This is a genomic window from Roseiflexus castenholzii DSM 13941 (assembly GCF_000017805.1).
Taxonomy (GTDB): Bacteria; Chloroflexota; Chloroflexia; order Chloroflexales; family Roseiflexaceae; genus Roseiflexus; species Roseiflexus castenholzii.
Genome location: NC_009767.1, coordinates 2,015,074 through 2,032,661, shown reverse-complemented (window position 1 = coordinate 2,032,661; position 17,588 = coordinate 2,015,074). Strand labels below are relative to the sequence as shown.

Sequence of the window (17,588 nt, the reverse complement as noted above, 5' to 3'; positions counted from 1 at the left end):
AACCAGCGCGTTTGCCGCGCCTCCATCCGCGTGCGCTACCGACACCGGATGGCATACCGACAGCGGCGATCGCCACGCGCCTGACATTCCAGATCGTGCAGGGTCGCCCGCGAACAGATGAGTTTCCGAAACATCTGCTCGAATGCGCCACGGTAGTAGGCGCACATGGCCGCCGCCATCGCTGGCGTGTCGAACAACGCTCCATTCGTGATCGAGATCGATGGCGTGGGCGTCAGATCGTAGGCAAACACGCCGCTTCCGGCGAATGTCCAGGTATGGCGCTGCATTGCGGGCAGCAGCAGGCGCAAACCCCACGACGGCGGCAGCAGGCGAAGGAGCAGGCGCGCAAACGCCGGAATGCGGTTGGCAAACACATACTCGGATGTCAACTGCCCGGAACGCGCCATTACCAGGTTGGTTTGTTCTTCTCCGATCTGTTCGAGCAGTAATTCGACCAACGCATGAAATTCATGCTCATCGATCAATTCACGCGGCAGGTGATCCGGCAGATCGCCGGCGCCGCCGCGCACCAACGTAGCCCGCGCCGCTTCATCGCCGAGCCTATCACGCAACGCTGCAACCGTCTGAATAATTGCATTCGGGCCAATCTTGCCCGTTCCACGAGCCGCTCTTGTCGTCATGGCGTCACCATTGTCACAACCGGGAATTGACCGCACTATACTGCCAGCACATCGTCTGTACCGAAATGGTTTATCCATCGTTCGTTGCGCTTTGTTAACCAGGTTGTAACGGGACAATTTTGTGAAAGAATTGCGTAGGGGATGTGCGGAGAGACGAGAGGGTCGAGCACATTGACAGATCCGTGTGGTCAGGTCGAAGATTGAACATCGCCAGTAGAAACGTTGTATCGCAATGTTGCGCAACGGTGTTGCACGTGGTGTATGACCCGCACCAGCGCCGCCGCATTGGTGCCATATCGCCCGTAGCGCACCGACCGAGGGCATTGCATGGCGCCACTTCTTCAGTGCTACAATCGGCGACGTTGACGCTTCGCATGGTCACAGCATTGCGCGCCGCATATGAAACCGGTCATACCATTGTCAGGAGGATCTATCTGCTTATACCAATGACCTGTGACCATCCGGCATGGTCACCCCGAGCAGCGCGAGGGGTCTGGCGCGACCCGCTCAGATTCCTCGCTGCGTTTACCCTGAGCGAAGCGAAGGGCTCGGAATGACACGCATGCGGCATCGTCAATCGTCATTGGTATTAGAGCGCCCGGCGTTGGTCTAGGTGGTCTGGCGTCCGGCGCTGTATTTGTACCTGACGCTCTTCTGTGTGGCGGTTGCGATGATCCGGCATCGGTCGTGGCGCCTGGCGGGGCTGGCGCTGCCGGTAGTGGCGCAGTCGCTGATCTGGATGCTGCTCCTCACCGGGCAGGAGGTTCGTTTTCAGTATCCGACCTATGTGATTGGTTTGCTGGCGTGGGAGTTGTTGTTCGTCCCATGCGGGCAGGACCGATCAGGGTTCGAGCAGAGCGATATGTGACGTTTGAGCACTGGCATCCTTTCAGTTGAAGATAGATTATGACACATGGCTCATCGCAACCGATTCGACTCCATTTTGAACAAGAATTAATCACAAACAGGCTGGAATTGTCATTCAATCTGATGTATATTTGTGCTACACGATAAACACGACCAGCAGGCGCAGCGTGATGAATTCGCAGGACGGGCAAGAACGATCAGCGGCTCTCCGCGAAGCGCGTGACATTGTTGCAGAACAGTTGGAGCAGTTGCGCGCGCTGGCGGAACACGAGCGACAGGAGATAGCAACACTTGCAGCGGCACTGCGTCAGGCGGAGCGCGAACTCGATGAGGTGACCCTCCAGTATCGCACCGCAGTGCAGCGACGACGCTCAGGCGCCGAGTCGCTGAACCGGCGGATGACGGAACTGCGAGAGCAGTGTGATGCCCTGAGCCGCGACGTTGATGCGCGCCGCAGTGGTCTGCGGCAGATCGAACTGCTCATTCGCCAGATCGAGATGAGTAGCAGCGCGCTGAGCAACACCGGAACAGGAGCGACATCAGACCCATGGGCGCTGGCGTTGCGTTCGCAGGTGATCCATGGGCGCGAGGAAGAGCGGATGCGTCTGGCGCGCGAGGTCCACGACGGACCGGCGCAAGTGCTTGCGAACTCGTTGATGTTGCTGGAGACGTGTTATTCCCTGGCGCAGCAGCAAACCGGCGAGCACGCCGAAAAACTGGCGGTGATGATTGGTCGGCTGCGCGACGCCACTCGTGAGGGGTTGAGCGAGGTGCGTCGCTTCATTGCCAATCTCCGACCGGGACAAGTCGCTGAACGTGGGTTGGTGGAGGCGCTGCGTGAGTATCTGCGCGCCTATGGCAACACGTACAATGTGCCCGTGGTGTTTGAGGCTGATGCAGCGCCCCGACAGGCAGACGAAGTCGAGATCGTTCTCTACCGTATCGTCCAGGAAGCGTTGCAAAATGCACACAAATACGCACGTGGATCGCCGATCACCGTGCGTCTGGCATATCGCTCAGACACCATCACCTTGTCGGTGCGCGATGAGGGTCCAGGATTTGATCCGCGCGAAGTAGCGCGACGCGCCGGGAAGAGCAATTGGGGATTGACAAGCATGCGTGAGCGGGCTGAGTTGATCGGCGCACGGCTGACCGTCGCATCACGTCCAGGTTATGGCACAGAAGTGACGGTTGTGTTACCACTGGAACAAACGGGGTGAATGGTATGGAACAGCGGATTCGTGTGCTGATTATTGATGACCATCCACTCTTCCGCCAGGGCATTCGCTGGAGTCTCGAAGAAGCCGGCGATATGGAAGTGGTGGGTGAGGCGGAGAACGGGCAGGAGGCGATCAAACTGGCGGAACGCCTCTCGCCGGATGTCGTCCTGGTGGACATTAACCTGCCCGGCTTGAATGGCCTGGAAGTGGCGCGCGTCATCAAACGGCGCGAGCCACGGGTCGGGTTGATCGTCATCAGCGTCTACGAAGACGATGAGCAACTCTTCCAGGCGATCAAGGTCGGCGCCGCCGCCTATTCGTCGAAAGATGTCCATCCTCGCGATCTGGTACGCATGATCCGTGAAGTCGCTCGCGGAAAATACCTGATTAATGATAGTGTCATTGCCAAACCGCATGTCGCCACGCGCGTGCTCCATCAGTTCCGTGAACTCGCCGCCACCGAGGACGAACGCACCAGCGCGCTCTTCGCCCCATTGACATCGCGCGAGATCGAGATTCTCGACTGCATTGCCCGCGGCTTGTCGAATAAGGAGATCGCCACGCAACTGTCGATCAGCGGGCAGACGGTCAAGAACCACATCACTTCTATTCTGTCGAAACTTCAGGTCAACGACCGGACGATGGCGGTTATCTATGCAATCCAGCGCGGTTGGATCCGCATGGGATACGATGGGCATCATAGCCACGCGGTTGGTGAGAAGCGCTCGAGTTAGGGGTTGGGAGACACCTTCAACGCTCAATGTCCAACACCAAATGTTCAACCCTCACCTGTGACATACCACCGTTCGATATTCCACAGATAGTTCGGCGTCGCCAGGTTAATCGGTCCGTCCAGCGTTGTCAGGCGCGCGCTGCATGCCACCGGCAACCGATCCGTCCACAGGAACAGGTAGGGACGCAGCAGCGCCACTCGTTCCTGCGCCCGCCGGATTGCCTGCGCCCGTTCTGTCAGATCGTACAATTGCCGCGCTGCGCCTGCCTGATCATCGTACACCGGGTCGCTAAACCCGACAAAGTTCAACACAGGGCGCGTATCCGCCACCCCCTGGTTGATCTGACTCGAATGAAACAGCGCAAAATCGTCTGGATCGTAGTAGGCGTAGTCACCGAAAGTCGGGTCGGCGACGCCATTGATCCAGCTGCCGAGGAGCATGTCGAAATCATAGGGTGGCGCATACTTCGAGCGAATCACCGTTGCGAAGTCAGCGGGTTGCACCACAATGTCCATCCCGATCTGCTCGGCGGCGCCAGCAATCAGTTCGGCAGCGCGCACCCGACGCGGATCGTCAGCGCGCACAAAGAGTTGCGCGGTGAGCGTCACACCATCTTTTTGCCGCACCACGCCATCCGACGGGAGCCGCCACCCTGCCTCATCGAGCAGCGCGCGCGCGCGATCCAGGTCCACGGTCGTCGTTGACGGCGGCGTCAGGTCTGCCCAGGAGCCAGGAGCGGCGCTGTTCCCGATGATCATGCCCTGCCCGTTAGTCGCTTCCCGGATCATGCGCGGCAGATCGATAGTGAGCGCCAGCGCCTCACGCAGCCGCAGATCACTGAAGATACGGTTGGGGCGCAGGTTGAATGCCAGGAAGTAGTAGCCATTCTCGGCATATGCGCCGGTTTGGAGCATTGGCATTGTTTCGGTGAGCGCGCGCCCTTCGCTCCAGGGCAGTTCCGCCAAGAGCAACTGCCCATTCTGGAGCGCGGACGCCGCCACCTGCGCATCGGGCGCCACCACGAACACCACCCGGTCGAGCAACGGCGCGCCCCGGTAAAACGATTGATTGGCCGCCAGCGTGATCGCCGTGCCCGGCTCACGCCGCTCCAGGCGAAATGGACCGCTGCCGACCGGCGCTTCCCAGGCGTTGAGATCCGCCAAACTTCTGCCGCTCAGGGCATGGCGCGGCAACACCGGCGCCGTCAACAGGCTAAAGATCGGCGCGTAGCGTTCATCGAGACGCACCACGACGGTATCGGTTGCCGGCGCTGTAACCTCCGTCATACGCCGTAACCCGGCGAGCAACGCCGTGGTTGGTTCGAGTGCGCGCAATTCGTTGAGAGTAAAGACCACATCATCCGCCGTCACCGGCTGTCCATCGTGCCAGACCGCATCGTGGCGCAACGTCAATGTAATTGTCCGCCCATCGGCAGAAGCCGTCCAGCCTGCCGCCAGATCCGGCTGCGGCGCCAGCGTGCCGTCCAGGCGGGTCAGACCGCTGTAGAGCAGCGCGATGAGCTGTTCCTCGCCACGTGTACGTGGATGCCAGGGGCGCAACTCAGCAACATCGGCAGCCAACCGGATTGTAAGATTGCCGCCGCGCGGCAGCGCTGTCGCAGTCGGCGGCGCTGTGGTTGGCGCAGGCATCGGCGAGACGCCCGCGGGTGTGGCAGGTTGTTCCGGCGCACCACAGGCGACAAGCACCCCCAGCAACGCAATTGCAACAAATGTGCTGACGCCAAACAATCGGCGCAACGGCAACCGGAGCACAGGAGTGGAATGGACTGGCGATAGATGCGAATTACTCACGGGGAAGATTCTGCTGCTCACGGAGGAACAACATGAACGCGCGCGCCATGCGCTGATGCTCAGGAGAGAGGGTATCGTAGAGAGTCAGGAGCGCCTCACGGTCGCGGTGAACCGTTGAAAACTTATACCCGTCGGCGGCGGCGGCTTCGCTGAGCAGATCGAACGCTGTCGTGCGGAAGACAACCGCCAGCGCCTCGATGTCGGCGATCCGCGCGCTGCTCTGGCCATTCTCGATGCTGCTGATATAACTGCCGCTTACGCCAATGCGACCTCCCAATTCCGCCTGAGTCAACCGGTCGCGCTGACGTTTGCGTTTAATGACTTCTCCGACGCGCTCGTTGAACGATGGCATGAGTTCTCTCAGAACGTATAACACCACGCCCAGTCTGACGATACGCTGCGCACGCTACGGCAAGGGACCGCCATAGCGCCAGAGATAGTAGTGCTGACCGACATTCCCCATCTGCACACGCCAGGCAGGTTGCTCATCCGGCGTATACGTCAGCACTCGGCGCTCGAACAACTGCACCAGCACATCGCGCTCGACGCCGCCGACTCGCGTGCGCACCCAGTACGCTTCGCTGATCGGATACCCGACAACCGCAACCCAGTCCATCATGCGACTGGTACGATATACTCCATTGTCGTACACAATACCCGGCGCTGTCAAATAATCCCAGAAGACGCGCGGAATGTTGTGTCCTGTCTCGGCAACAAAGCGCACCATCCGCGTCTCCGGTCGCACCGGCTGGCTCGATGATTGCACACTGCCATCCGCCAGCAGCATCTCGGTCACAGGCACACCGGCACGTTCGGCCACCGGCGACAGAAGACCAGCGAACGCCGCATAGGCAGGCGCGCGGGCATCATCGAGGTCTCCGGCAACAGGAAGCATCGCAGGCTGGTGCGGCACATATTCGTTATCGCCAACCTGCACCCGCCCCGTGACCATTTCCGCAACCAGCAAGCCAGCCGTCACGAAGGAAGGCATCGTGCGCGCCTGGCGCGGATTGTTGATCTCCATGCGTCCTTTGTCGAAGTAGAGCACCTGACGCAGACCGGTTTCGGACTGGACATACGATTCGCTGCGCGCCAGACGCGGCGCCGGACCCCAGACCCAGGCGCGTTGTGCGCGCCCCGCTGCGACCGGCAGATCAAGCCGCTGCCAGGCGCCGGTGAATGCCGGATCAATCTGGCGTGCAATCGGTTGAGCGCCGGCGAGCGCCACAATCATTTCGCCCCCAGCGTCGGCAACCAGTTCTGGCGCCACCTGCGGCGCCAGATGCGCCTCGATCAACGGCGCGACATCCTGCGCCAGCGGAACGACCTCGACCGCCGCCGGCGGCAGCGCTGGCAGAATATCTGGTGGAGGAGCGCACGCCGGTTGCTCAACGGGGCATGCTTTCAGCGTCAGATCGTAGCGGATGAACATCCCGCCGATATCACCAACATTCTTGACCTGCGCATAATAAATCCCATCGGCGGCAGGGGTAAAACGCACCAGCGAGTCGAGCGTCGCGCCACCTTCGATGTTGTTGTTCGAGTCGATCAACGTGATCGCATCGCGCCCAAACAGAAAGAGAAGCGTATCGGCGCCGGGCAGAATGCCGTTGGCGTCTGGCGGCGCATACGGTCTGGTATTCGTATAGAGATAGTACGTATACCCGGCAAGCGCAAAGAACTTTACCCAATCGGCGTCGCCATTCGGACAGAGAAGGCGACCGCGTTGCGTCTCGTTCTGATTGATCTGCCGCGCAAGTTCCGGCAGCCCATCCTGTTCATACATGTCGTTGCAGAGCGATGAAACGAATGGCGGGAAGGGACCATAACTCTCGCCGCGCACAATAATCGTGTAACTGAGATCGGATCCGCCGATGCCCAGCGTATCGCGCACCCGCACATAGAAAAACCCGTCGGTCGGCGCACGGAACGACTGGATCAGCGGGCGCGTGTCGGTCAGTGTTTGCGTCCCGCCGCGAAACGGAAAATCATCGTTCGAGTCAATGAGGCGCCGGTTCGAGTCGTACAGTTCGAGCGAAAGATCGAGACCGGCATCCATTTCGGGAATATCAATCGAATAGTACTTTCCGGCGACCGCGCCAAACTTATACCAGTCTTCATCGCCAATCGCACAGATACCGTGCCGTTCGGCGCGATCGACCAGGATGAGCGAAGCGCCATCGAAATTGTTCCCCGGATCGGACAACTCGGGACACGCAGACACCGGGGGCGTCCCCGGCGCCGGCGCTGTCAGCGTCACCTGGATCACCGCTTCCGCCGTCAGGTTCGGCGTTACGTCGGTGCGCGTCGCCCGCACGGTCACCGTGCGCACACCATTGGGCGTATTCGGCGGTATGATAATGCGAATAGGAATGACCGCCGACGTTGTCGCCTGATTGACGGCAATCGGCTGCGCGATCGTCGTACTCACCTGCCAACCGCTTGGTCGCTCCGGGAAGGAAATCGTGAATGTCGCCGCCACTGTATCATCGTTGCGCAGGCGAAAATCGTTGACGACCAGGACCGTGTTATTTGGCGTCTGATTTGTGACGGTATAGGCGCGCGACGCAGGCTCCCAGCGGAAATCCTGTGGCGCAGCAGCAAGGCGGGCTGGCGTAGCCATTGCGGAGAGCGCCACAAAGAAGATAAACAGACACGCGACCAACGATCGAAGATGCAGACGTGCCACAACAATACCCTTAGATGCACAAGCGAAGATGCAGCCAGCGCTCCGCGCCTGATTGGGGAAACTATGGCGATTATAGCATACGGAAAACGTGTGTCAAGGAATAAAAGAAAGGAAAGACGCACTTGAAAAGATCAGCAGCGCCACGTTCACGGTCGCCCACCCGTTACCCTGATTTCAAACCACGCGCGGGCAGGTCTGAGACCTGCCCGCGCGCTGCACCGCCCCCCGAGACTGTTTCTCATATTCGTGCGCACTGCGCTGATAGCGCACTATCTGTGTTCGCCACCTGTCTGACAACTCATACCTAGATACAGAAGCGGAGACGTGTGGGTGTCCACTCCTATCGCCGTGCGCATCTACCAGGAACGAATACCCGGAATGAACTGCATCTCCGACACCAGCCTGATCAGCGTTGGCGTATAATTGACCACAATCAGAGCGAACGCAATCGCCAGCCAGGGCTTGAAGTTATCCAACCAGCGCGGACCATCTTCGGGACCAGACACCGCTCGCGCGAACGGAACCATTGGAACCGTGTCTTTCTTCCCGGCAGTAATCGTCAGCACAATATTGAGATAGTACAGAATGGCGCTGACGAACATGATGAGCGCGCCAACCGCAATAATTGGCAGGAGCGGTTCCCATTCGGGATGCAGTTCACGCATAGCGCCAATCGCGGTGCGCCGTGGCATACTCAACAACCCCAGCGTATGCATCCAGTGCGAGAATATCCCCATACCGACGAACCAGGTCCACGCCTGCACCAGCGCCATCGTCGGACTCCACAGCCTTCGCCCGGTGAGATGCGGCACGAGCCAGTAGGTGATCCCCATGAAACTGAGCGTCACCGCCGTACCGACCGTCAGATGGAAGTGCCCCGAAATCCAGGAAGTGTTATGCACCACCAGGTTGATATTGTACGACGCATTGATCAACCCGCCGGCGCCGCCAAAAGCGAACAGAATCATCGCCAGCGCCTGCGTCGTGAAGCTTGGTTCACGCCACGGCAGGTTGAAGACCCACACCAGCCACCCCTTGCCACCGCGCGCCCGCCCGCCATTTTCGAGCGATGCCACGACATTGAAGAAGGTCAGCAGACTGGGGAAGAAGACGCCAAAGGTGAAGATGGCATGCACCAGTTTCCAGATCTCGCTGATGCCAGGGTCAGTGTACTGGTGGTGCATCCCGATCGGTGTCGAAAGGATCAGGAACAGAATGAACGACACGCGCGCCATCGGGTCGCTGAACAATCGCCCGCCTGCCTGCTGCGGCACGAAGTTGTACCACGAAATATAGGCGGGCAACAACCAGAAGTAGACGATTGGGTGCCCGGTAAACCAGAAGAGCGTGCGCGCCAGCACCGGGTCGGTTCCCTGCACCAGCCCCAGCGACCATGGAATCAACAGGAAGAGCATCTCCGTCGCAACGCCAAAGGTGCAGATCACCCACATCGTCATTGTAACAATCGCCATAAACGCCGGGAGCGGAATGCGCGCTGCGGGATTGGCGGCGCGCCACTGCCGCAGCATCATCACCTGGTTGATGAGCAGCAACCAGGTGCCGACGACCACCAGCGTCAGACCGATGTAGAAGAGCGGATCCGCCTTGAGCGGCGGGTAGAAGGTAAAGAGCACCGTCGCATTATTGAGCAGCAGCGGCAGTGCAGCAATGAGCAAACCGCCGGTCATCACGCCGAACGTCGTCCAGCCAAGGGTGCGGCTCGCCAGAGGAATACCCAGCGACCGCGAGGTGACGAACGTCAACCAGCCAATAATGAAGAACGTGGTAAAGACCAGCACATTGAGCACGCCGTGCAGCGCCAACCCCTGATAATACCCGCCGCGCAGGATCGGCGAAATCGGCTTGTACAGGTCGATGCCATTGTACTGGAGCGCCTGCATCACGCCAAACAGACCGCCGATTGCCAGCGCAATGAATGCAATCAGCAGGTTCAGCCCTGTCAGGCGATACTCCGTGGCAAACACGCCGACTTCGGCGCGTTCGGCAGCGACAGAAACGCCAGAAACACGCGCTGTAGCCATACAATCTCCTTAATCCAGGTCGCCGCATTGCGAACGCGACGGACACACACTAACGATTTGCCGAAGCCGTCTTCGCCGGCGTCACAACCAGTTTGCCGACCATCAGATGGTGCCCTGCGCCGCAGTATTCGTGGCAATAGATGTAGTACTCGCCCGGCGTGTCGAAGGTGGTTGTCATCCGCGAAATCTGACCGGGAACGACCATCATATTGATCGGTGATTTCTCGATCTTGTAGCCATGAATAACGTCGCGGCTGGTCACGATGAATGTCACCTTCGAACCGGCGGGAATCTCGATCTCCCCCGGCGTGAAGTTGAACAACTGCGCGATAACGACGGCTTCATAGCGTCCTGGCGCCAGTTCGCGCACTCCCGGCTGATCGAACGGCGCCGTCGTGCTGAGCGCCTTCGGGTCAACACGCCCCACATTTCCCGGCACCGCAATGCCCACGGCAAATGCCGTAATCACAATCGCCACCAGGAATGCGATCGGCACTGCAACACTGGGAAGAATCCACGCAATCTCAAAGAGATATCCCAGGTATTTCTGGTTCATGGTCCCCTCACTCCGCCGTTTGCAAGGAGCTGGAGATACACCTGGATCCACAGCCCTGCGAGTATTGCCAGGTACGTCAATGTGATGAGCAGTGCGCCTCGCGGCAGTTCGTGGTTCTCGGGCGCCTCCGTTTCTTCCTGATGCTCTGTAACCGGCTGTTCGGTCATAGATGCGGTTCCCTTCTAGTGCCTGAAACGATCTCCCATAGGATTGATGCGCTTGTGTGCAACCTCACGCCTTGCACCTGTGTGATGGCATCCACGAAGCGCGCGAAGGACCACGAAGTCACCAACCCGCGCCCCGTCTCCCGTGCGTCTCCCGCTCCTTCTCACGCGCCGCATCCTCACCTCGGATAACAGACGAAGATATGCGCCGCTTCGTAGATCGGGCGCGCAGTTGCGCTGCTGTTCGCCTCCTGTTCGACTAACCCGATGTCACGTAACACGATCGCGGGATCAAGACGTGTACCGTCGTACTCGGCGCGCAGCAACCCGGTTTCATCGACCAGAACAGCGCGCTGATCGACGAGATCGACAGTCTCCCCGTTCATCCGATAGTACACGCCGTACCCGCCGCCGATCAATTGCTTGAGTTCACGGGCAGAACCGGTTAAGAAGATCCATTCCTCCGGCGCTGCGACGTTCATGCGTTCAGCATAGGCGCGCAGGGCGGGCGGAGTGTCGCCATCGGCATCCACGCTGATGGTCACCAGGCGCACCTGCGTTCCCAGCCGACCATCCGCGCGCAGGGCGTCCACAAGGGTCAGCAGGCTACGTTCCATCGCCGCACATCGTTCGCCACAGCGCGTATGCGCAAAATTGATGATCAACACCCTCCCGCGCAGATCGGCATCACTTATCCAGCGACCATCCTGATCGGTCAACATAAAGGCGGGCGCCTGGCCAATCCGTGGCAATACCTGAACTGGACGGGCAATGGCGAACCAGAGGATGAGGAGAACCAGAGCGGCAAAGAGCGCAGCCACGCCGTAGAGGGCGCGCCTGACCCAGAATACGGACGCCGGACGAGAACTCTCAACCGGACGCACGCTTCTCGATAGCGACGTGGCGCCAACTTGTGACGATGAAGAACGCATGGCGCACCTCAATAAACCTGGCTGGCGTCCGTGATTCTTCGTGCTTCATGGCACAAAGTTCGTGGAGAGTATAAAACAGGAGGCGCGCTGCCGGAGTTATGAACCCGCAACATCTGGTTAGGGGGCGTTTACCAGAGGAAGAGAACCGGTGGAGGAGCGATGGAAGAGCGTGGTAGAGGCGTCGCATAAGCAATGTGGGTGCACAGCATGCCGTGCACCCACTCGCGGATATGCCTCAGACACAGCGCTTAGAAAAACCCCAACTCTTCGCGCGCCTCCTCACTCATCATCGAAGGGTTCCAGAACGGAGTCCAAACCAGGTTGATCTGCACATCTTCCAGATTGCTGTACACCTGATTGAGACTCTCGATCTCACGTTTTGCCTGGGTGAGAATCTGCGGTCCGGCCGGGCAGGCGGGAGTCGTCAGGGTCATATCGACCACCACACGCCGACCACCCTCCTGAATGTCGATATTGTAGACCAGCCCCAGATTGACGATATCCATCCCAATTTCGGGGTCATAGACATTCTTCAGCGCGCTGCGCACCAATTCTTCCGTAATCATACGTCATTGCTCCTCATGCACGAACGAAATCGATCACCCTGCGGAAGCCGCAGTCGGCTCGACCGTCTCCGGGGCGCCAAAACGCACCTCAAGCACCCCTTCGCGGAACACCGCGCGCTTCGCCGGTCGTTCCGCGAGTGTCAGCGGCAGGATCATATCGCGCTTGAAATTGCCGATGGCAACGAACAGTTCGTCGCCGCGTTTGGTGATCGACACCTTGCCGATTTCGACGTGCGGCAACGGCAGACGCATCACATATTCATCGCCGTCGCGCACGATTTCCTGCGTGGTGCCACGGAAGAAGACCTTCGTCGGGTCTTCGTCCTTGAACATATCGCGCCCAACCTGCGACAGATCGTTGATACCCCGGATATCATGCGGGTAATGCGGCGCTTCCCAGATCGGCAGCGGCGCGAACAGGTCGTGCACCATTTTGCGGTACGACGACTGCATCTCATACAGGCGTTCCATGAATTCGCCGGCGACTGCGTTGCGTGGCAGCACCCGATTGAGCACCACACCATCGACCGGATAGCCAAACAGCGCCAGATACGTCGCTGCGCGCTGCGCTTCTTTGATGACCATGCGCTCCGGGTTGACCACCAGGCGGTACGAACTGATGTCGGGATCGGTCAGCATCTGGCGCAGCGCCTCGACCCCCTTTGTCAGGCGGTCGAGCGTCTCGAAGGCGTTGGTTGCCGGGATCAGGGCGCGCACCAGCGGTTTAGCCATGCTCTTGGTGCCGGGGTCCCAATCCATGACCCGCGCCGCGTACCACTGAAAGGTCTCTGGCATGGTCAACAGGCGGATGGTCTCGCCGGTCGGCGCCGCATCGACGATCACCGCGTCGAAATTGCCCTCGCGCGCCTGTCGCCGGATGTGCAGAAGGCTGACGACCTCTTCCATACCGGGGATGATCGCCAATTCTTCGGAAGCGACATCGCTGACGCCGCGGCGTTTGAGCAACCCTGCCAGATAGTTGCGCAACTCGCCCCAATGCTGCCGCACCTCTTCGAGCACGTTAATTTCCTGCCCCCAGAGCCGGTCGGTAAGCTGCGTCGGTTGCGGTCCCAACGGATGATCGAGCGCATCAGCCAGGCTGTGCGCCACATCGGTGCTGACTACCAGCGTGCGGTAGCCGAGTTCGGCGGCGCGCACCGCAGTCGCCGCCGAGGTGGTCGTTTTGCCAACGCCACCCTTGCCCAGGTAGAGTATCAGGCGCATGGCACCTCGTATGCGCAATGGAACTGGATCGGCGGCGCGCGCCCGCGCGTCCAGGGTCTTGCGTTTGCCGCTGTGTGGATGCAGCAAACACCACGTCCGCTCCTCACTACTACGCTATCTGAATTGTAAAGGTTGCGCGCTATGGCTGTCAAATCGCGCGGCAGCGCGCACCGCTCGATACGCATCGACGATTCCGGCGCCATAGCGGATCGTCAGCGGCGAACCGTCGCTGCCAGCGCACAGCGGGAGCGTCGTCGCTTCCTGCGGCGCCGGTTGCGCAGTGGTGCGCAGCATTTCTTCCGTGCGCTCGACATCACCGATGAGCGTTGGGTTTGCCGACCACATCAGCGCAACCACGCCGGTCACGTGGGGCGCTGCAATCGAGGTGCCGCTGCCGGTCATGTAGCCGCTCCCCGGCGCAGCGGCAAGCACGTTTGCGCCTGGTGCAGCAATATCCGGCTTGATCCGCCCGCTTCCGTCCGCCAGCACAGGACCGATGCTACTGAACGGGGCGACGATGCCATCGCGCTGCACGGCGCCAACGGTCAAAACGGCGTCGTAGAGCGCAAGAGGTGCATTCAGGCTGCTACACGCCGGTCCGTCGTTGCCGGCTGCGGCGACGGTGACCATCCCCGCAGCGCGCAGCGACTCGGCTGCGGGCAGAAGTGTGTTCGGATCGCACCCCTCCAGGTCTTGCGGGCAGCCCCAGGAATTGTTCGTTACATCGGCGCCGAGCGCCGGGTCGCCATCCCGCAGCGGGTCGCCATTCGGCGGGAAGGGCGCCAGCATAAACTGCATGCAATCCAGGTAGCGCGCCGCATTCCCCACGTTGCGCGCCAGGTTGACGCACGCGATCCATGTGGCGTCGGGCGCAACGCCGACGCGATTGCCGACCGCCGCGCTCAGGGTGAAGGTGCCATGCCCGCTGTAATCCACCGGTTCCGTCGTACCGCCCCACGGATCGTACCAGTTGTACTCGTGGACGACCGTGCCATCCGTGCGCACACCCCGGTAACTGTCGCGCAATTCAGGATGATCCCATTGCACTCCACTGTCCATCAAGCCGATAACGACCCCCTTGCCGCGCACGTCCAATTCGTTCCAGACGCGATCGGCATTGATCATGGTCAGGTTCCAGAGCGGTTCGTCGGGAGCGAGCATATCGCCGCTGCGCGCCTCCAGCGGCTCAGGGAGTGGGCGCAGCACCGGATTGGGAACTACCCGATCCACCTCCGGTCGCATCTCCAGCCACAGACGCACCAGGATGCCTCCCTCGACTTCCAGCGCGTTCATCAGGTAGTAGGGGCGATGCCGGATGCCGAAGCGGGTCAACTCGTCGCGCAATCCGGCTTGCGTTGCATCTGCGTGGCGCACGAGAGTCTCGTACACGGCGTGCCGCCGCGCCTGGTAATCATCGATTGCAGCCACGGAAGACAGGTCCGCCTGGTCTTTCAGAATAACGAACAGTCGGTCGCCATACAACCCGGGTTGCCCGACGCTGACATACACAGCGGCGCCCGCCAGCCAGAGCGCTGCGGCGCTGGCGACGCCGATCTGTGGCGCGCGTTCTGTCGCGCGACGCAGCAGCGGCATTCCACCCGACAACATCAGTGCCAGCAGGACGCCAACGCCGACTGCGCTCATTGCCCAGGAAATCCCTTCGCGCCCCTGCGCCAGCAATTCGATATGGAGCGTATCCGGGTCGGCGAACAGCAGCGGCGGCGCAATCGCCAGCGCCGCGAACAGCGCGAGCGCCCGTGAGTCCGGCGCGCCTCCGCGCTCGACGCCAGCGACTGCACCTGCAAGCCATCCCAGCGTCGGCAGCAGCGGTAACAACAGCAACGTTTGCCCGCCAACGCCGATATTCCACCCCAGGATCAGGAGGATCATTCCGATAACAATGCCGCCTGTCAAGAGTCCTGGACTGTCTGGATCGTTCGGAAGCGGACGCAGATAGACCCGTGCAACCAGCAGACTGGCCGCCGCGCCAAACAACCCGGCGGCGGCCAGCCCAAGCAGGATGTCAAACAGTGATCCGAATGCGCCCCATGCCAGCCAGGGAAGCGCCAGCAGCGCCGCTGCACCGGCCGCGAGCGGTAGACCCACCCGTCCGGTTCCGGTTCGCTCCGGGTAACGCCAGCGCACCACGATCAAGAGCGCGCCAAAGTACGCCGCCATAAGCGCCACACGCGCGGCGGCGGCAATCTGCGCCTCAGACGATGGCAACAGGGTCGCCGGGATCATCAACCACGTCAGCGGCAGCGCCAGCAACCAGGCGCACAGTGCCGCGCGCATTCGCGGCACGCGCGTGATCGCCAGCGCTCCCAGGAAGAGTAGACCGAACATCAGCGCAGCGGCCGGCGCAGTAAGGAGTCCGACCATCTGCGCATTCGCCTGCGGCGCGATGATCAGCATCAGCGCCACAACGCCGCACGCCGCCATAACGATGACGACCAGCGCTGCCAGCAGACAACCGGCGCTGGAGGGACGCCGGGTAGATAATGGCTGAGCATCAGACGTTTGGGTCATAGACATGATCTGATCATGGTGACTGCCAGGCACAGCATACCAGTTCCAGCCGTGTCCATCAACTTGCTGGGGTCCCGCCACGCGGCGCGGCGGGCTGAAGCCCTGGCTGCGGTCGTGCCAGCCCCTTTGGGGCTTTCATGTCCTGAGCACGGGCGTTAGCCCGCAGCTCAGAGGCATGCACAGCCCGGCAGTACGGGCGTTAGCCCGCCGATTTCTAGGGTCCCGCCACGCGGCGCGGCGGGCGGATGCCCTGGCTGAGGTCGTGCAAGCCCCTTTGGGGCTTTCATGTCCTGAGCACGGGCTTTAGCCCGCAGCTCAGAGGCATGCACAGCCCGGCAGTACGGGCGTTAGCCCGCCGATTTCTAGGGTCCCGCCACGCGGCGCGGCGGGCGGATGCCCTGGCTGAGGTCGTGCAAGCCCCTTTGGGGCTTTCATGTCCTGAGCAAGGGGGCTTTAGCCCGCAGCTCAGAGGCATGCACAGCCCGGCAGTACGGGCGTTAGCCCGCAGCTCATATGGTGACTGCGATGCCCGGCATCCCAGGGTAAGCCGTGTCCATCAACTTGCTGGGGTTCCGCCATGCGGCGCGGCGGGCTGAAGCCCTGGCTGAGGTCGTGCAAGCCCCTTTGGGGCTTCCATGTCCTGAGCAAGGGGGCTTTAGCCCGCAGCTCAGAGGCATGCACAGCCCGGCAGTACGGGCGTTAGCCCGCCGATTTCTAGGGTCCCGCCACGCGGCGCGGCGGGCGGATGCCCTGGCTGCGGTCGTGCCAGCCCCTTTGGGGCTTTCATGTCCTGAGCACGGGCGTTAGCCCGCAGCTCAGAGGCATGCACAGCCCGGCAGTACGGGCGTTAGCCCGCCGATTTCTAGGGTCCCGCCACGCGGCGCGGCGGGCGGATGCCCTGGCTGAGGTCGTGCAAGCCCCTTTGGGGCTTTCATGTCCTGAGCACGGGCGTTAGCCCGCAGCTCAGAGGCATGCACAGCCCGGCAGTACGGGCGTTAGCCCGCCGATTTCTAGGGTCCCGCCACGCGGCGCGGCGGGCGGATGCCCTGGCTGAGGTCGTGCAAGCCCCTTTGGGGCTTTCATGTCCTGAGCAAGGGGGCTTTAGCCCGCAGCTCAGAGGCATGCACAGCCCGGCAGTACGGGCGTTAGCCCGCAGCTCATATGGTGACTGCGATGCCCGGCATCCCAGGGTAAGCCGTGTCCATCAACTTGCTGGGGTTCCGCCATGCGGCGCGGCGGGCTGAAGCCCTGGCTGAGGTCGTGCAAGCCCCTTTGGGGCTTCCATGTCCTGAGCACGGGCGTTAGCCCGCAGCTCAGAGGCATGCACAGCCCGGCAGTACGGGCGTTAGCCCGCAGCTCATATGGTGACTGCGATGCCCGGCATCCCAGGGTAAGCCGTGTCCATCTCCTTGCTGGGGTCCCGCCACGCGACGCGGCGGGCTGAAGCCCTGGCTGCGGTCGTGCAAGCCCCTTTGGGGCTTTCATGTCCTGAGCAAGGGCTTTAGCCCGCAGCTCAGAGGCATGCACAGCCCGGCAGCACGGGTGTACCGGATTTATTTCAGTTCATCAACCCGCGCTCTGAGCAAAGACTTACGGAAGATGAAGTTGTACGG

At 61.2% G+C, this 17,588-nt stretch carries 14 protein-coding genes; 3 read left to right on the top strand and 11 right to left on the bottom strand.

Annotated elements, in window-relative coordinates; translation table 11 throughout:
• Window positions 1–35: 35 nt before the first annotated feature.
• Window positions 36–641, bottom strand: coding sequence for a bacteriochlorophyll 4-vinyl reductase (gene bchJ, locus RCAS_RS08100; RefSeq protein WP_012120103.1), 606 nt, complete (start codon window positions 639–641; stop codon window positions 36–38).
• 613 nt (window positions 642–1,254) lie between these two features.
• On the opposite strand from bchJ, the gene RCAS_RS08095 reads away from it, so the two are divergent.
• The 3 genes from RCAS_RS08095 to RCAS_RS08085 all read left to right on the top strand — a co-directional run bounded on the left by RCAS_RS08095 (window position 1,255) and on the right by RCAS_RS08085 (window position 3,462).
• Window positions 1,255–1,509, top strand: coding sequence for a hypothetical protein (locus tag RCAS_RS08095; RefSeq protein ID WP_012120102.1), 255 nt, complete (start codon window positions 1,255–1,257; stop codon window positions 1,507–1,509).
• A 169-nt stretch (window positions 1,510–1,678) separates the two neighbouring features.
• Window positions 1,679–2,728, top strand: a complete 1,050-nt coding sequence (locus RCAS_RS08090; RefSeq protein WP_012120101.1) for a sensor histidine kinase — start codon at window positions 1,679–1,681, stop codon at window positions 2,726–2,728.
• A 5-nt stretch (window positions 2,729–2,733) separates the two neighbouring features.
• Window positions 2,734–3,462, top strand: coding sequence for a response regulator (locus RCAS_RS08085; RefSeq protein ID WP_012120100.1), 729 nt, complete (start codon window positions 2,734–2,736; stop codon window positions 3,460–3,462).
• A 44-nt stretch (window positions 3,463–3,506) separates the two neighbouring features.
• On the opposite strand, the gene RCAS_RS08080 is transcribed toward RCAS_RS08085, so the two are convergent.
• From RCAS_RS08080 to RCAS_RS08040, 10 genes are all read right to left on the bottom strand, one after another.
• Window positions 3,507–5,273, bottom strand: a complete 1,767-nt coding sequence (locus tag RCAS_RS08080; RefSeq protein WP_041330420.1) for a peptide ABC transporter substrate-binding protein — start codon at window positions 5,271–5,273, stop codon at window positions 3,507–3,509.
• Window positions 5,266–5,625 carry a helix-turn-helix domain-containing protein gene (locus tag RCAS_RS08075; RefSeq protein ID WP_012120098.1) on the bottom strand — a complete coding sequence of 120 codons (360 nt, stop codon included), beginning with the start codon at window positions 5,623–5,625 and terminating at the stop codon, window positions 5,266–5,268. The genes RCAS_RS08080 and RCAS_RS08075 overlap by 8 nt, the downstream gene beginning before the upstream one ends.
• Before the next feature lie 54 nt (window positions 5,626–5,679).
• Window positions 5,680–7,962: a PPC domain-containing protein gene (locus tag RCAS_RS08070; protein ID WP_012120097.1), complete on the bottom strand. Its 2,283-nt coding sequence runs from the start codon at window positions 7,960–7,962 to the stop codon at window positions 5,680–5,682.
• Window positions 7,963–8,318: 356 nt separating this feature from the next.
• Window positions 8,319–10,004 (bottom strand): cbb3-type cytochrome c oxidase subunit I, encoded by a 1,686-nt coding sequence (locus tag RCAS_RS08065; protein WP_012120096.1) that lies wholly within the window; start codon window positions 10,002–10,004, stop codon window positions 8,319–8,321.
• 49 nt (window positions 10,005–10,053) lie between these two features.
• Window positions 10,054–10,560 carry a cytochrome c oxidase subunit II gene (locus RCAS_RS08060; RefSeq protein WP_012120095.1) on the bottom strand — a complete coding sequence of 169 codons (507 nt, stop codon included), beginning with the start codon at window positions 10,558–10,560 and terminating at the stop codon, window positions 10,054–10,056.
• Complete coding sequence (locus RCAS_RS25565; protein WP_012120094.1) at window positions 10,557–10,727, bottom strand: hypothetical protein; 171 nt, start codon at window positions 10,725–10,727, stop codon at window positions 10,557–10,559. Before RCAS_RS25565 ends, RCAS_RS08060 begins: the two co-directional genes overlap by 4 nt.
• Before the next feature lie 176 nt (window positions 10,728–10,903).
• Entirely contained in the window at window positions 10,904–11,656 is a 753-nt protein-coding gene (locus RCAS_RS08055) for an SCO family protein (RefSeq protein WP_012120093.1), read from the bottom strand.
• Window positions 11,657–11,904: 248 nt separating this feature from the next.
• A complete protein-coding gene (locus RCAS_RS08050; protein WP_012120092.1) occupies window positions 11,905–12,222 on the bottom strand; it encodes a metal-sulfur cluster assembly factor in 318 nt (105 codons plus the stop codon).
• Between the two features lie 33 nt (window positions 12,223–12,255).
• Window positions 12,256–13,446 (bottom strand): ArsA family ATPase, encoded by a 1,191-nt coding sequence (locus RCAS_RS08045; RefSeq protein ID WP_012120091.1) that lies wholly within the window; start codon window positions 13,444–13,446, stop codon window positions 12,256–12,258.
• Window positions 13,447–13,560: 114 nt separating this feature from the next.
• Window positions 13,561–15,981, bottom strand: a complete 2,421-nt coding sequence (locus RCAS_RS08040; RefSeq protein ID WP_012120090.1) for a S8 family serine peptidase — start codon at window positions 15,979–15,981, stop codon at window positions 13,561–13,563.
• Between the last annotated feature and the right edge of the window lie 1,607 nt (window positions 15,982–17,588).

Coding starts and splice junctions, on each gene's coding strand:
- bchJ (WP_012120103.1), bottom strand. CDS start 641: ATGACGACAAGAGCGGCTCGTGGAACGGGCAAGATTGGCCCGAATGCA.
- RCAS_RS08090 (WP_012120101.1), top strand. CDS start 1,679: ATGAATTCGCAGGACGGGCAAGAACGATCAGCGGCTCTCCGCGAAGCG.
- RCAS_RS08085 (WP_012120100.1), top strand. CDS start 2,734: ATGGAACAGCGGATTCGTGTGCTGATTATTGATGACCATCCACTCTTC.
- RCAS_RS08075 (WP_012120098.1), bottom strand. CDS start 5,625: ATGCCATCGTTCAACGAGCGCGTCGGAGAAGTCATTAAACGCAAACGT.
- RCAS_RS08065 (WP_012120096.1), bottom strand. CDS start 10,004: ATGGCTACAGCGCGTGTTTCTGGCGTTTCTGTCGCTGCCGAACGCGCC.
- RCAS_RS08060 (WP_012120095.1), bottom strand. CDS start 10,560: ATGAACCAGAAATACCTGGGATATCTCTTTGAGATTGCGTGGATTCTT.
- RCAS_RS25565 (WP_012120094.1), bottom strand. CDS start 10,727: ATGACCGAACAGCCGGTTACAGAGCATCAGGAAGAAACGGAGGCGCCC.
- RCAS_RS08055 (WP_012120093.1), bottom strand. CDS start 11,656: ATGCGTTCTTCATCGTCACAAGTTGGCGCCACGTCGCTATCGAGAAGC.
- RCAS_RS08050 (WP_012120092.1), bottom strand. CDS start 12,222: ATGATTACGGAAGAATTGGTGCGCAGCGCGCTGAAGAATGTCTATGAC.
- RCAS_RS08045 (WP_012120091.1), bottom strand. CDS start 13,446: ATGCGCCTGATACTCTACCTGGGCAAGGGTGGCGTTGGCAAAACGACC.
- RCAS_RS08040 (WP_012120090.1), bottom strand. CDS start 15,981: ATGTCTATGACCCAAACGTCTGATGCTCAGCCATTATCTACCCGGCGT.